The following is a 13,928-nucleotide window of genomic DNA, read 5'->3' as shown; positions in this document are numbered from 1 at the left end:
GAGAATACCCACAGCTGCGAAGGGTATATTCTAACCTATAATTAATGTCTATCATATTTTCGAAATTGAATCGCTTCAGCAATGTGCATACTTTGGATGCTTTCTGAATTATTCAGGTCAGCAATCGTGCGAGCAACCTTTAGAATGCGATGATAAGCTCTGGCTGATATTCCTAATTTTTCCATGGCAGTTGTTAATAACTGTTCGGCTTGATTATCTAACTTGCAAAAAGCAACGATATCACGGTTGGTTAATTTTGCATTCGGTAAGGAACAACGTTGTTGTTGTAAAGCACGTGCTTGAAGTACACGTGTTTGAATGATTTCGCTACTTTCTTCTTGTTGAGGTTCAAAGGCCGCGAGTTGTTTTGCAGCGAGGGCTGGCACTTCAATATGCATATCAATTCTGTCAAGTAAAGGTCCTGATATTTTATTTCGATAACGTTGAATTTGTTCACTGGTGCAGTGACAGTGATGCTGCGTACTTGATAAATAACCACAAGGACAAGGATTCATCGCTGCAATCAACTGACAACTTGCCGGGTATTCTGCTTGACCTTGGGCGCGAGATAAATGAACTCGACCCGATTCCAGCGGTTCACGCAGCACTTCTAGTACATGTCGACTAAATTCAGGTAATTCATCTAAAAAAAGCACCCCATGATGCGCTAATGAAATTTCACCCGGTAAAGGATAGCGCCCGCCACCGACAAGTGAGACCGCTGAAGCGGTATGATGAGGACGACGAAAAGGGCGCCTTCGTAAAGAGCGCGCTTCAAATCCTTGATGGCTAATCGAATAGATAGCGGCTATTTCTAACGCTTCATTTAATGAAAGTGGTGGTAAGATAGAACTCAATCGACTGGCGAGCATGGTTTTGCCAGTACCAGGAGGCCCTACCATCAGTAAACTATGAGCACCTGCGGCGGCTATTTCTAACGCCCTTTTGGCATGAGGTTGGCCGCAAACTTCGGAAAGGCAAGTATCACTTGATAGTGAAAATTGCAGCGCTTCACTTGTACGTAAGGGAAGATAGGGGTGAAGCCCACTAAGATGCGCACAAACACGACTAAAAGTGGGCATTGCATAAGTGATCATCGGAGAAACCCAACTGGCTTCATCTTGATTATCCAGGGGAATAATCAGTTGTCGTTTTATTTTTTGGGTTGCTAAAGCAAGTGGCAAGACGCCTTTTATGCGTCTTAATTCACCACTTAATGATAACTCACCCGCAAATTCATATTCACTAATATTAGCGCAGCTTAATTGTTCTGAGGCGAGTAAAATGCTGATCGCGATAGGTAAATCGTATCGTCCCCCTTCTTTGGGGATATCTGCTGGTGCTAAGTTAACGGTAATTCGCTTTTTAGGAAATTCATAGCCACTTTGCAAGAGTGCACTACGAACCCTGTCTTTACTTTCTTTCACCGCCGCTTCAGGTAAACCAACAATCGTAAATTGCGGCAAACCGCGTGATAAATGCGTTTCAACCACTACTTGAGGCGCTTCAATACCAAAACAGGCACGACTATAAACAATAGCGAGCGACATCTTTCTGCTCCCAGCCAAAAAACGGCGGGAATATAGCAAACCCCTAATCACCTAGCCAACCGCCTATCTTCTCCTTTTTGCTTTATACTGTGTTGGCTGCGTTATTTCGCAACAGTCATGTATCAGAATACATTCCTGTCACTCAATAACTTGCCGCCTTGTCTAAAGCAAAAAGGCTCGATAGGCCCTAATCTTCGTCTTTTTTGTTCCCCATGTGGCGTTAGACGAGCAACGCTCGTCAAATTTACACGGGACTATTATCGTTCACCCCTACGGGGTTATTTGTATTAGGGTGGACTCTGAGAGTTCCGTCATTGCGAGCGCAAGCGAAGCAATCTATTTTAAGGCTGGCTCAAATGGTGCAATAAGAAAGATTTCAAGATGGATTGCTGCTCAAAAGCTCGCAAAGACGAACGGTGGGAATTTCTCCGGGGCGGACCTCTGCTTACTTTAGCGTAGACAGGTGTCCGCCTGGGGAACGATGTTTAACCTTGAAGTAGTTTTTCTTCAACGTTAAAGATTTCTTGATTGGTACCGGCAATCACTAAGACGTCACCTGCTTGTAAAATAGTATGAGCTGCAGGTTCTTGGCATTTGTAGCCAGCGCGCGAAAATGACGATAGTGAAATCGGAATATTTTTTGCAATCAGCTCTTCTAAGGTTTTGCCAACCGCATAAGCCCCTTCAGTTAATTCAACTGCATGTAAGTGTGTACGTTCAGTTGAAACATTTTCCAAGTGGCCAATTTTTTCACCTTCATAAAAGCCGCGAAGGAATTTATAGCGATTGGCTTTGACTTCCTTCACTTGCTGCTGTGCTTTTGCGGGTGATTGTCCAAGCAAAATCAGCATATGAGAAGCTAGCATTAAGCTAGATTCTAACTTATCTGGAATGACTTCTGTTGCGCCAGCGATTTGCAAAGCTTCTAGGTCGCTATCATCAGTTGTACGTACGAGCACGGGAATATCTTTGTTTAAATGCCGTACATTGCGTAATATTTTGAGTGCTTGCTTAGGATTCGAAAAAGCGATAATGAGCATTTTCGCATCTTTAATGCCGGCGGCAACGAGTACACTTTCTTGGGCGGGATCGCCAAAGAATACGGGCTCTGCAGCAGCCCTTGCTTCGCGTAAACGGACCGGATCCACATCAAGTCCCACATAAGGAATGCCTTCATATTCTAAAAAGCGTGCTAGTGTTTGGCCAACACGACCATAACCACAGATGATCACATGATCTTCTTGATTTTTAGGAGCGTTTGATAAATCTTCAGTTTGTTCGTTAGTGCTCCCTTTACCCAGGCACTTCAAGATAAAAGTGGCTATCATCTCGCTTTTGCGGATGAGTAAAGGTGAAACTGCCATGCTAATGACAATCGCAGCAATCACAATTTGATTGGAATGCAGATCTATCACATTTTTATCAAGCGCTACGGCTAGAAGGAACAAACCAAATTCACCACCTTGAGCCAAAATAAGCCCGGTACGTAATGCACTGATAGGTGAGACATTGGCAAATTTTGCCAACCAAGTGATAACAATCGTTTTAAAGATAATTAATGAAACTAAAATACTTAATATCCATGGCCAGTCCGAGACGACCACACGAGGGTCAAGGACAAGCCCAACTGAGATAAAGAATAACCCGAGCAAAATATCACGAAAAGGCTGGATGTCGGATTCGATTTGATGTGCATATTCTGTTTCTGCGAGCATCACACCTGCAAGAAAGGCACCTAAAGCAGCAGAGAGTCCATAATGCTCAGTTAAGAATGCAGAAGCTAAAACGACTAACAAAGCCGTGAGCATGAATAGTTCGGACGATCTTGCCTGAGCAATATGATGAAATAGAGGACGTAGTAACCAACGGCCTGCAGCAAGCATGATAAGGAAGATAAGGGTGCCCACGCCAATACGAACGAGGAGCACGGTCATAACCGAATCTTGCCCACTACCTGCTAAGGCAGGAACCACAATCAAAAAGGGTACAGCAGCTAAATCTTGAAAAAGCAAAATAGCTAAAGCGAGCTTGCCATGTGTTTGATGCAGTTCATCCTGTTCAACCAGCTGCTTGGTTGCAACGGCGGTCGATGATAAAGCCAATGCGCCAGAGACGGCGATTGCAGCTGGCCAACCAAGGCCTGCAAATTTAGCAACCACTAAAGCGAGTGCTGTACAAAGCAGTACTTGCATCCCACCAAGGCCCAAAAGCGCTCGGCGCATCGAAACCAGTTTTGGCAACGATAACTCAAGACCAATTGAAAATAACAAGAAAACCACGCCGAATTCAGCTATGTAACGGATCTCTTCCTTACTTTCCAGTAAACCCAATCCATAAGGACCCACTAGGGCGCCAGCAATCAGGTAGCCTAAAATAGGAGGCAGGTGCATGCGTCGTAAAATGGAGACAATTACGACAGCAAGCCCGAGAATGATTAAGAGAATTTTAAAGCTGGACACTGGGCGCCTCTAAATATTGTTTCATGAAATCATAAAAGATGTTGTTACATTTATCTAGTTGTTGATAATTTTCCCTTATATTGAACACCAATTGGTGTCAATTGTCTCGTCGGATCTAAACTGCGTGAAATCGTGCGTAATACCGCGGCATTACGCAAGGTTTTTGTGTGTATTTCGTAAATATGTTGACGCATTTCCTTTTGCTGACGTCGTAGCTCTTCATTAATTGTCTGTAATCTTTCAGTATATTTTGGCCATTGTGAGGGGGTTATCTGCCCCGTTTTGCCTTCAGCAACAATCCATTCAATATCATTGATGGGTAAGTTAGAAAGCTTTTTCTCTAGCCAATCCAATCCTTGGAACAATGGTAACAGTGTTTCTTCAAATTCTTGATATAAATCTTGTCTCGCCTGGGACATCCCTTCACGATAAGCCATGGTAGTGTCATGAACCAGTTGATTATGTTGACGAGCCATAAAATGCGTAATAGCGATGTTGAGTTGACCCATATCGCTTTCGGGGTTGACAGCTAAGTTTGGCGGTGTCCACTTTTTATCGGTTAGCTGTATCTCGTTAATCAATTGATTGGCTGGTACCACTAAGAAATGACGAATTAGGTAAAACAACAGTATCAAAAACAAAATTTGCATGGCGAAAAAGATAGCAACATTTTCTAACAGTACAATATTGACAAAGCTTTTGAGAATTCTGTTTTTAAAAATAGAAATCAAAAGATTGGGCTTGCCACTCAGATCGGGCAGCGACATATAACCATGTAACGTATTATGATCGCGCACAATGAGAGAATTAGCCCCTGTTTTTTGAATGCGTTGAATAATACTAAGATGCTTATCACTTAACGTGGCTCCTTCAAGCGGCCATATTTTCATATTGGTATAGGTGAGATGCTCCAAAAATTGAATAACTTCAGGGGTAATCAAGCGACCAACGATAAGGATCCCTCTGACTAATTGTGGATCTTTGTTGTCAGCAATAGGCGTTGAAACAAGATACATAGGGCCTAATGAGCTGTTATAAATACCGGCTTGCAAGCTCATCATCGAAGGATGTTCTAAAAATCCTGGATAATTTTCCCACAAAGAGGTTAAAAAACCTTGATGTGGATAAGATTGTTCGTTACTCAGATCAATGATTTCTTCCCAAATCACTTTTTTATCAGTGCTGAGGATGTACATGAGATTGATTTCATATTGCACCATCTTTTCCAAGAGGGGATCTCGGGGGATGTTTTGGGGAATCGTTTCACTATTAGCCAGTTCCCAGATGTTAGGCTGTAAAGTGAGCAATTGTGTATTTTGTTCTAGAGTATAAAGTTGTCGTTGAAAAGTTTCCAAACTCCGATGAAGATCTTTCTCAACTGCCGTTTTTTCCAGCCCTTCAATGTCTGGATAAATAGAAAAATAATAGAGGCTTGCTATGCCAATCATTTGCACAAGCAAAACAAAGCATCCTATCATTAGCAGACGAGAGCGTAGATTCACGGTATTTCCTTTACCGACATGCACCTTATTTAAAGATAGTTGATTAACAAAGGCGTAGGAAAGCAGTGAGGCCAATTTATGTTAGAAAATTATTTGCGTCCTGTATTTTCAAGATACTGCGTTGATGGTATAGCTACGCATCTTGCCGCGAAAACTATTTTGCAGCCAAAGCAAATTACCTTATTAGCAGGGTTAAGTGGTGTTGGGGCCGGTGTTGCGTTAATCAGTCAATCTCCCCTCCTGGCTTGTATCTTGTTATTATTTTCAGGGTATTGTGACATTTTAGATGGTGCTGTGGCGCGCAAAATGGATAGTGTGACTTCATCAGGCGTTGTCTTAGATATTGTGACAGATCGCTTGGTCGAGTTTGCTATTATTTTAGGACTCTATTGGATCTCCCCTCAAACACGTGGTTTTCTATCGATTTTGATGTTAGGTAGCATTTTATGCTGTGTCACTTCATTTCTTGTGATAGGCATTTTTTCAGTTAATAATACTGAAAAGCACTTTCATTACAGCAAAGGATTAGTAGAGCGTTTTGAAGCCTTTCTTTTCTTTATTGCAATGATACTTTGTCCTGAACAATTTAGATTGTTGGGTTCGGTATTTGTGATATTAGTGCTATTAACGACAATGATTCGTGTAAGCGAGTTTTTGCAACAAGGTCATTATGATCAGGATGATTGATCAGATAATTTACTTTCTAGTGTTTTTACCGTTTCCTCAAGTGTCGTTAATTTAGCACGTGTTTTTGCTAACACTTGGGTTTGAATATCAAACTCTTCTCGCGTCACCAGATCCATTTTATTGAAAGATTGTTGTAAAAACTGACGCAACTGATTTTCAATTTCTTGTTGGATTGCTTTAACGCCAGAAGGAAGAGAGTCGACAAACTGCTTTGCCATATCTTGCGCAAGCTTGGGATCGAACATCATTTTCTCCTATGATTAAGGGTAGTAAGCGGGATGGTTGTGACCGTATCATAGGATGCTAAGAAGGAGCAAGGAATGAAACTGATTTGCGCCATCGTTAAACCGTTTAAATTAGACGATGTTCGTGAAGCATTGTCAGAGCTCAATGTGCAAGGCATCACGGTGACAGAGGTGAAAGGCTTTGGCCGACAAAAAGGACATACAGAATTGTACCGCGGAGCTGAATATGTGGTTGATTTTTTGCCTAAAGCCAAAATTGAAATTGCAGTCAAAGATAGTGAAGTTTCTCTCATTATTGATACCATCATAAAAGCCGCACATACGGGCAAAATTGGTGATGGTAAAATTTTTGTCACGTCTTTAGATGAGGTGATTAGGATACGCACTGGCGAAAAAGGCGAAGATGCATTGTAGAGGCGGACCACCGTGTCCGCCTTATTTAAGGGAGGGTACGGTGGCCATCCTCTACAACGCTATCTATTTATTATTGAGTCCCAACACATCCTTTAACATGGGGATTGGCGTTAAAGCCGCTTCATGAATCGCAAACTGATAATATTTGGTTGCTAATTGATTGAAGGTTGCCTCATCTTTACGAAAAAGAGGTAATTGCTTTTTGCCTGCAATTGTCGCGCTCCACCAACCTGAAGGATAAACTGGTTGTGGGAAAGTGATGGTTAACAAATCGGTAAAATCCGCTTTTTTCATCGCATGGCGCATATCTTTTAACAATTGCTGATGAATTAATGGAGATTCACTTTGTTGAACCAGTAAACCATCTTCTCTTAAAACACGATAACATTGTTCATAGAAGGCTTGATTAAAGAGCCCTTCAGCGGGGCCGATGGGATCGGTTGAATCAACAATAATAATATCGATGCTACCGGTTTTTGCTTCTTGCATCCAACGAATACCATCTTGGAAAAGTAAGGTTGCTCGAGGATCATTGTTCGAACTGCAAAGTTCAGGAAAATATTTCTCAGCAAGTTGGGTTACTTTTTCATCGATGTCAATTTGCACAACCGAATCAACAGGGTGTTTCAGCACTTCTTTCAATGTACCGCAATCTCCGCCCCCAATAATAACCACATTTTTGGGATTGGGATGGGTGAATAAAACAGGATGCGACATCATTTCATGATAAAGAAAATTATCGCAAGTGCTGAGCATAATGATGTCATCAATGGTCATTAAGTAGCCGAAATGAGTGGTCTCGTAAATAGCTACTTTTTGATAAGGCGATTGTTCTTCGCAGATTTTTGCCTTAATTTGTAGACTAAAACCGGTTCCCCAGCTGGTATTGGCTTCAGTAAACCATGATGGATTGTTAAACATGATAAGAGCATCCTCTTTAACGGCCAGAAAGAAGGGTGCAAAGATACCCTAGAAAAGACTTGCATGCCAGAATAAAGCTAGCTAACATGTCGGCTATCAAACATGAGGTAGCCTATCCAGATGAAAAAGACGACGCACAATGATTGGACAATTGAGGATGCACGGGATGTTTATAATGTCGATCATTGGAGCGATGGTTATTTCGATATTAATCAGCAAGGCGAATTGATAGCTAAATTATCGGATGGTCAAAAAGAAGTTTCTTTTCCCTCTTTAGTACAATCATTAAAACGAGCGGGTTTAACATTACCCGTATTAGTGCGTTTTTCAGATATTTTAAAAGACAGAGTACAAAGACTTTGCCAAGCGTTCGACCAAGCTCGCGCAAAATTGAATTACCCAGGTGAATACACTTGCGTCTATCCCATTAAAGTGAATCAACATCGACGTGTGGTTGAACAGCTTTTGCGATCAGGTAAAGATAATGTTGGTTTAGAAGCAGGCAGTAAACCAGAACTAATGGCAGTGATGGCGTTAAGCCAAAAGCCTAATAGCGTCATTATTTGTAATGGTTATAAAGATCGCGAATATATTCGTTTGGCCTTGATAGGCCGCGTCTTAGGCCATCGTATTTTTCTGATTGTTGAAAAGCCCTCGGAACTTGAACTCATTTTAGAAGAATCTGAGCGCATGGGCGTGACACCGTTATTAGGTATGAGAATACGTTTATCTTCGATAGGTAAAGGGAAATGGCAAAATACCGGTGGTGAGAAATCAAAATTTGGTTTAACAGCCGGTCAAATTCTAACGCTAATCGATAGACTAAAGGAAGCCAAATTATTAAGTGCTTTGCAATTAATTCATTTTCATTTAGGCTCACAAATAGCCAATTTGCATGATATTAAACGCGGCTTTGAAGAGTGCGCTCAGTATTATGCCAAATTACATGAAATGGGAATTGCCATCTCAACGGTCGATGTGGGCGGTGGACTGGGTATTGATTACGATGGTACTCAATCACGAAATGATTGCTCAATGAATTATAGCGTTAATGATTATGCAGATGCCGTCGTTGGTGCTTTTCATAAGGTATGTGAAAAAAATAATCTGACCACACCTAACATTATCACAGAATCAGGGCGAGCGCTGACAGCGCATCATGCGGTACTCATTACACAGGTCATCGATACCGATAATCTGTTTCGTCCCCATGAGTTGCTCCCACCCGATGAGCAAGCACCATCATTGATTCAACATTTATGGCAATTGCAGCAGTCTTTGGATAAAGCACCCCTTATTGAAAGTTACCACGATAGTGTAGGGTTGCTAACGAAAGTTCATGAAGCCTTTAATGATGGCAAAATTGAGATTGCACAAAAAGCGCTTGCAGAAGATATCTATTATCGCATTTGCTATCAGGTTCGCGGTAGATTATCGGCACAAAACCGTTCGCAGCGTGAGTTATTAGATGAGTTAAATGAGAAGCTTGCAGATAAATTGTTTTGTAATTTTTCATTATTTCAATCTATTCCAGATGCCTGGGCTATTCAGCAAATTTTTCCCATTATGCCACTAGAAGGGTTATTGGAAAAACCGACACAGCGTGTTGTTTTGCAAGATTTAACTTGTGATTCGGATGGTCGGATCAATTATTATGTGGATGGCCAGGGGATTGAAAGTAGCTTGCCTTTACCACCTTGCCGTGCGGGCAAAAGCCATTGCTTAGGGATTTTTTTGGTGGGTGCTTACCAAGAGATTTTAGGGGATATGCACAATTTATTTGGGGATACAGACTCGGTTCATGTTGAATTGGATGCACAAGGAAATGTGGCATTAGTAGAGCCTGTGCTTGGCGACCGTGTGGATAGTGTTTTACGCATGGTTCATTATGAGCCCCAGCAACTGATGTATAGCTATAAACAACAGTTAGAAAATGCCGCTATTTTACCCGAAGCGCGCCGTATGTATCTGGATATGCTTGCTTCCGGATTAATTGGCTATACCTATTTGGAAGAAGAGCATTAGCCGGTTTGCGCAATCGACGAACCTGTCATACAATTAAGAGACCATCGATGAAAGGATTGTCATCATTATAAAACCGAAATGATTCGGTCTAAGGGAAGTGTGCCATGGTTGGTCTCATCTTTACGATTAGTCTTCTGTCCATTTTGACTGCGGTGGGCTTTCTCTTTGCTTGGGTAGTGCGTTTAGCAAGTGAGCCTGACGCCAACAGCGCACAAAAAAGTAATTCAGCTATATTCTCATCTGAATTGTCAGAAGAGAAAATCTACATTAAAAAACCCTAATTCTGATCCCCCTTACGGCAAAAGTTCTATAAGGGCTTGTTTTGCTGGGCAATATTTCATAAGGTTTGCCTCGCTTAACAAGAGGGAGAAGAAAAGTGAAAGGGGTATTCCTAGATTATCAGACACTCGATCAAAACGATCTGGATTTTAGTGCCTTAACTTCTACGCTTGAGCGTTGGGAGTTCTTCGGCTTAACACCTCGCAATGAGATACAAGAACGCATCAAGGGTGCGCAGGTTGTTGTTTCAAATAAAGTACCCCTTGACGCATCTTTGTTGAAAAACACATCAACGTTGCAATGTATTCTTGTTGCCGCAACAGGCTGTGACCATATTGATTTGGTGCAAGCAAAGGCTCAAGGGATCACGGTTTGTAACGTTGCAGGCTATTCTACCGCATCAGTTATCCAGCAAACGATAGGGTTTTTAATTAATATGGCAACCCGAATGATTGACTATCATACCTTGGTACAGCAAGGGGTTTGGAGCCAATCCCAACAGTTTTGCTTGCAGAATTACCAAACGCATGAACTATCAGGCAAAATCCTTGGGATTGTAGGCTATGGTACTATCGGTCAAGGCGTTGCTAAAGTAGCAAAAGCATTGGGGATGGAAGTGTTAATTGCAGGGAAAGAAAATGATCCCCGGCCAGGGCGCTTATCGTTGAAAGCATTATTACCACAAGTTGATGTGCTTAGTTTGCATTGTCCTTTGACAATACAAACCAAACATTTGATTGATGAAGCCGCATTGAAGCAAATGAAACCGGGTGCCTTTTTAATTAATGTGGCAAGAGGTGGATTAGTTGATGAGAGTGCGTTGGCAAAAGCGTTATTGTCCGGCCATTTAGGTGGAGCTGCGGTTGATGTGTTATCAACAGAGCCGCCACCCCCCACGCATCCACTGTTAGTACAACCGATCCCAAGATTAATTATGACACCCCATGTTGCTTGGTCGACTCGTGAAGCAAGACAACGCTTGTTAGATGAAGTCGTTGAGAATATGAAGGCTTTTTTAGCTCATCAACCACGAAACAAAGTGGCATAAACGACAATATTAAGAGGGATAACAAAGACAATGTTTAGGTGGTGGTATGCAATTAAAATGGGATGGCAACAGCGAAAGGCGCTAAAGCGTTTTCTAGTTGAGGCAGAGCAACGAGTCAATGGATTATCTGAATTAACGCCAGAAAGGTTAGAGGCAGACAATATTGCGGTATTAATTCTGGATTTTGATGGGGTGTTAGCCTGGCATGATGCCAACACACCCTTGCCAGAAGCAGAACGTTGGTTAAAGCATCTGTGCCAAACCATCGGTGAGCAACGCATTGCTTTATTTACCAATAAGCCAAAACCTGAGCGAATTGCGTATTTTCAAAAGCATTTTCCTTTAATTTTCATTGTCCATAGCGTTAGAAGAAAGCCGTATCCACAAGGTATTTTGCAGGTAGCAGAATATAAAGGAATTTCTGCACATCGCGTTGCTTTACTGGATGATAGATTGTTAACAGGGATGTTATCTGTGTGTCTTGCTTACAGCCAAGGGTACTACTTTACCAAGCCCTATCAGCATTATTTGCGTCATCCTTGTAAAGAATTATTTTTCAGTAGCCTGCGAGTATTAGAGCGGTGTTTGATTAGGATCTTGGGGTAGCAGAGGTACACTTCAAATCCATTTTGTTGCTTGAAGTGTACCAGGTCTTTGTATCAGAAATGGCGATTAGTTAGCGTAATCTTCAGAATCTTCGTCAAAGAAGTCTTCTTCTGGAAAGAATGCTGCAGAATCATCTGCAAATTCTAGCTCAGATGCTGCTTCATCATCATATTCATTAGCTAGTTCATCGTCGATGTCTTCAAGTAAAGCGTCTTCTTCAAGATCAATTTCAGTTGCTAAGTTGGATGCTTCTGTGGCTGGCATCACAGCAGGGGTAAGCTCGTTTTTAGCTTTCTTTTCGGTTTTCATGGTATTGGCAAGCACGGTTTGGCTGGTCCAATCTTGTTCGAATTCAATGATCATGTCTTGCAATGCGGAGTATTTATTGGCTTGATTAATAGCGTCATCAAGATCCTCACGAATCATTTGAATATCTGCGCTATCTGGGAAAAGCTTGGCATGTTCAGCTTGTTTTTTTAAGTTGTCTACTTTGCTGTGCCAATATTTTTCTAACTGCTCAAGGCTCTGTATAAAATGTTGTTGCAGTTGTTCTTCGGTCATAGGAAGTTGTGTCTTCGGTGCTAATGCGGCTTTAGTGAATGCTTTTTTAGCCGTGGGTGTTTTTATCGCGGGTGCCTTTTTCATAGCGGGTGTTTTCTTCGCGGCAGGCGCTTTTTTCATGGAAGGTGCTTTTGCAGCAGGCGCTTTCTTAGTAGCGGGTGCTTTTTTAGCAACGGGTGCTTTCTTAGTTGCAGGCATTGGTTTTTTAGCAGCGGGCGCTTTCTTCGCGGCAGGTGCCTTTTTCACTGCAGGAGCTTTTGCCATGGGAGCCTTTTTAGCATTAGGTGCTTTCTTCGCGGCTGGGGCTTTCTTGGCTGCAGGTGCTTTTTTGGCGGGCGCTTTCTTAGTTGCAGGCATTGGTTTTTTAGCCTTTTTCATTTTGGTCATGATGTGCTCCACTGATGGTTAAATGCTGAAAAGTAGTATAGCGTAGAAAAAAGTTACATTTTAAGCTTTTTTCACTTAAAAAAGCTTATGGTATAATCCCCCCCTTTTGGGAAAACGAGGGCAAAATGACCTTTGTCGTAACAGATAACTGTATTAAGTGTAAATATACCGATTGTGTAGAAGTTTGTCCTGTTGATTGCTTTCATGAAGGGCCTAACTTCATGGTTATCGATCCAGATGAGTGCATTGATTGTGCCTTGTGTGAGCCAGAGTGTCCTGCTGAAGCAATTTCATCGGAAGATGATTTGCCGCCTGAAATGGCTCAATTTCTTGAAATTAATGCAAAAAAAGCAAAGGAATGGCCTAGTATTACTGCGCACAAAGAGGCATTACCAGAGGCCGATAAGTGGAATGGGGTTAAAGACAAATTGCAATACTTAGAAGAGTGACATAATTAAGCTGTTTTCGTCATGAAGACAGGTTGTTGTTTTGCTTGCGAATGTAGTGCAATCATTCTGTCTTCAAACTCTAAGCGTTGTGCCAATTGTAAAGCAAGCTTTGAAAGATCTGTTTCAAGTTGGCCAAGATGAGTTGTTAACTCATATTTGTCATTAAAGTCTAAACAAGTGCCAGTTGTGACAAGTAATTTTGTAAGCCAATCGGCTGGCATTTTATTTGCAATATCAATTTGTATTTCATTCGCACATTGAAGTTTTTCATAAATCTCAAAATGACCTCTAGAGACATAATCCATTAATAGTTCGCAAAACTCGTTCAGCATGGGAAGGATGCAGGCTGCCTTTGCGGAGGTAAATGGACGATAGCTACACAGATGATGCAAAGTCACAATACATTCTTGGCGTTCTTGTAGCCATGTAGAAATGGTAGAAGACAGCATAACGACCCCTCCTTGGGTTTTGAAACCTTTATTCTTATTAAAGACGTTAAGATTGCTACGTCAAGTTTTGTTGGCAAGTTGCCTTCTTTACAATTCTGCTTGTAAGCAATATCTCAAATCTTTGTAGCTGCTTGGCCATATTTGCTGCAGAGCAAAGCTGAATTCAGCGTGTCAGAAATACATAATTGATTGAAAAATATGAAATTAATAAAGAAAGTGCGCAAGAGGCCAGAAAAAAAACTAAGAAGAGACACCCTTGTTCTTCCAAGCTGGTTTGATAGATTGTGAGGTATCCCATGCTAACGGATTAGTGTGGGTGCCAGCGTGGCAACAAGGAATGTTGCCA

General features: G+C 41.7%; 14 protein-coding genes. 7 read left to right on the top strand and 7 right to left on the bottom strand.

Annotated elements, in window-relative coordinates:
- Positions 1–41 precede the first annotated feature (41 nt).
- The 3 genes from HT99x_RS14895 to HT99x_RS14885 form a co-directional block, all read right to left on the bottom strand.
- Positions 42–1,550, bottom strand: a complete 1,509-nt coding sequence (locus HT99x_RS14895) for a YifB family Mg chelatase-like AAA ATPase (protein ID WP_075065141.1) — start codon at positions 1,548–1,550, stop codon at positions 42–44.
- Positions 1,551–2,035: 485 nt separating this feature from the next.
- Complete coding sequence (locus tag HT99x_RS14890) at positions 2,036–4,009, bottom strand: monovalent cation:proton antiporter-2 (CPA2) family protein (protein ID WP_075065142.1); 1,974 nt, start codon at positions 4,007–4,009, stop codon at positions 2,036–2,038.
- A gap of 50 nt (positions 4,010–4,059) precedes the next feature.
- Complete coding sequence (locus tag HT99x_RS14885; protein ID WP_139016552.1) at positions 4,060–5,511, bottom strand: CHASE4 domain-containing protein; 1,452 nt, start codon at positions 5,509–5,511, stop codon at positions 4,060–4,062.
- 78 nt (positions 5,512–5,589) lie between these two features.
- Between HT99x_RS14885 and HT99x_RS14880 the strand changes: the two genes are divergently transcribed.
- Positions 5,590–6,198, top strand: a complete 609-nt coding sequence (locus HT99x_RS14880; protein ID WP_075065144.1) for a CDP-alcohol phosphatidyltransferase family protein — start codon at positions 5,590–5,592, stop codon at positions 6,196–6,198.
- On the opposite strand, the gene HT99x_RS14875 is transcribed toward HT99x_RS14880, so the two are convergent.
- Entirely contained in the window at positions 6,186–6,446 is a 261-nt protein-coding gene (locus HT99x_RS14875; protein ID WP_235528406.1) for an accessory factor UbiK family protein, read from the bottom strand. The genes HT99x_RS14880 and HT99x_RS14875 overlap by 13 nt on opposite strands.
- Positions 6,447–6,518: 72 nt before the next feature.
- Between HT99x_RS14875 and HT99x_RS14870 the strand changes: the two genes are divergently transcribed.
- Positions 6,519–6,857 (top strand): P-II family nitrogen regulator, encoded by a 339-nt coding sequence (locus HT99x_RS14870; RefSeq protein ID WP_075065146.1) that lies wholly within the window; start codon positions 6,519–6,521, stop codon positions 6,855–6,857.
- A 63-nt stretch (positions 6,858–6,920) separates the two neighbouring features.
- Here the strand turns inward: HT99x_RS14870 and speE are convergent, their stop codons facing one another.
- Positions 6,921–7,778 carry a polyamine aminopropyltransferase gene (gene speE, locus HT99x_RS14865; RefSeq protein WP_075065147.1) on the bottom strand — a complete coding sequence of 286 codons (858 nt, stop codon included), beginning with the start codon at positions 7,776–7,778 and terminating at the stop codon, positions 6,921–6,923.
- Between the two features lie 120 nt (positions 7,779–7,898).
- On the opposite strand from speE, the gene speA reads away from it, so the two are divergent.
- The 4 genes from speA (at position 7,899) to HT99x_RS14845 (ending at position 11,736) form a co-directional block, all read left to right on the top strand.
- Positions 7,899–9,803, top strand: coding sequence for a biosynthetic arginine decarboxylase (speA, locus tag HT99x_RS14860; RefSeq protein ID WP_075065148.1), 1,905 nt, complete (start codon positions 7,899–7,901; stop codon positions 9,801–9,803).
- Positions 9,804–9,907: 104 nt separating this feature from the next.
- The gene (locus tag HT99x_RS14855; RefSeq protein WP_158003346.1) at positions 9,908–10,084 is read left to right on the top strand and encodes a hypothetical protein; all 177 of its coding nucleotides are present in this window, start codon (positions 9,908–9,910) and stop codon (positions 10,082–10,084) included.
- Between the two features lie 95 nt (positions 10,085–10,179).
- Entirely contained in the window at positions 10,180–11,130 is a 951-nt protein-coding gene (locus tag HT99x_RS14850; RefSeq protein WP_083482771.1) for an NAD(P)-dependent oxidoreductase, read from the top strand.
- A 30-nt stretch (positions 11,131–11,160) separates the two neighbouring features.
- A complete protein-coding gene (locus HT99x_RS14845; protein WP_139016553.1) occupies positions 11,161–11,736 on the top strand; it encodes an HAD family hydrolase in 576 nt (191 codons plus the stop codon).
- A gap of 66 nt (positions 11,737–11,802) precedes the next feature.
- Here HT99x_RS14845 and HT99x_RS14840 read toward each other — a convergent pair whose 3' ends face one another.
- Complete coding sequence (locus tag HT99x_RS14840) at positions 11,803–12,684, bottom strand: hypothetical protein (protein WP_075065150.1); 882 nt, start codon at positions 12,682–12,684, stop codon at positions 11,803–11,805.
- Positions 12,685–12,809: 125 nt separating this feature from the next.
- Between HT99x_RS14840 and fdxA the strand changes: the two genes are divergently transcribed.
- Positions 12,810–13,133 carry a ferredoxin FdxA gene (fdxA, locus tag HT99x_RS14835; RefSeq protein ID WP_075065151.1) on the top strand — a complete coding sequence of 108 codons (324 nt, stop codon included), beginning with the start codon at positions 12,810–12,812 and terminating at the stop codon, positions 13,131–13,133.
- A gap of 5 nt (positions 13,134–13,138) precedes the next feature.
- Here fdxA and HT99x_RS14830 read toward each other — a convergent pair whose 3' ends face one another.
- Complete coding sequence (locus tag HT99x_RS14830; RefSeq protein WP_075065152.1) at positions 13,139–13,582, bottom strand: Rsd/AlgQ family anti-sigma factor; 444 nt, start codon at positions 13,580–13,582, stop codon at positions 13,139–13,141.
- Positions 13,583–13,928 lie beyond the last annotated feature (346 nt).

The sequence above is a fragment of the Candidatus Berkiella aquae genome (genome assembly GCF_001431295.2).
Taxonomy (GTDB): Bacteria; Pseudomonadota; Gammaproteobacteria; order Berkiellales; family Berkiellaceae; genus Berkiella; species Berkiella aquae.
The sequence above is the reverse complement of the archived record's forward strand: the minus strand, read 5'-3'. Positions and strand labels throughout refer to the sequence as shown.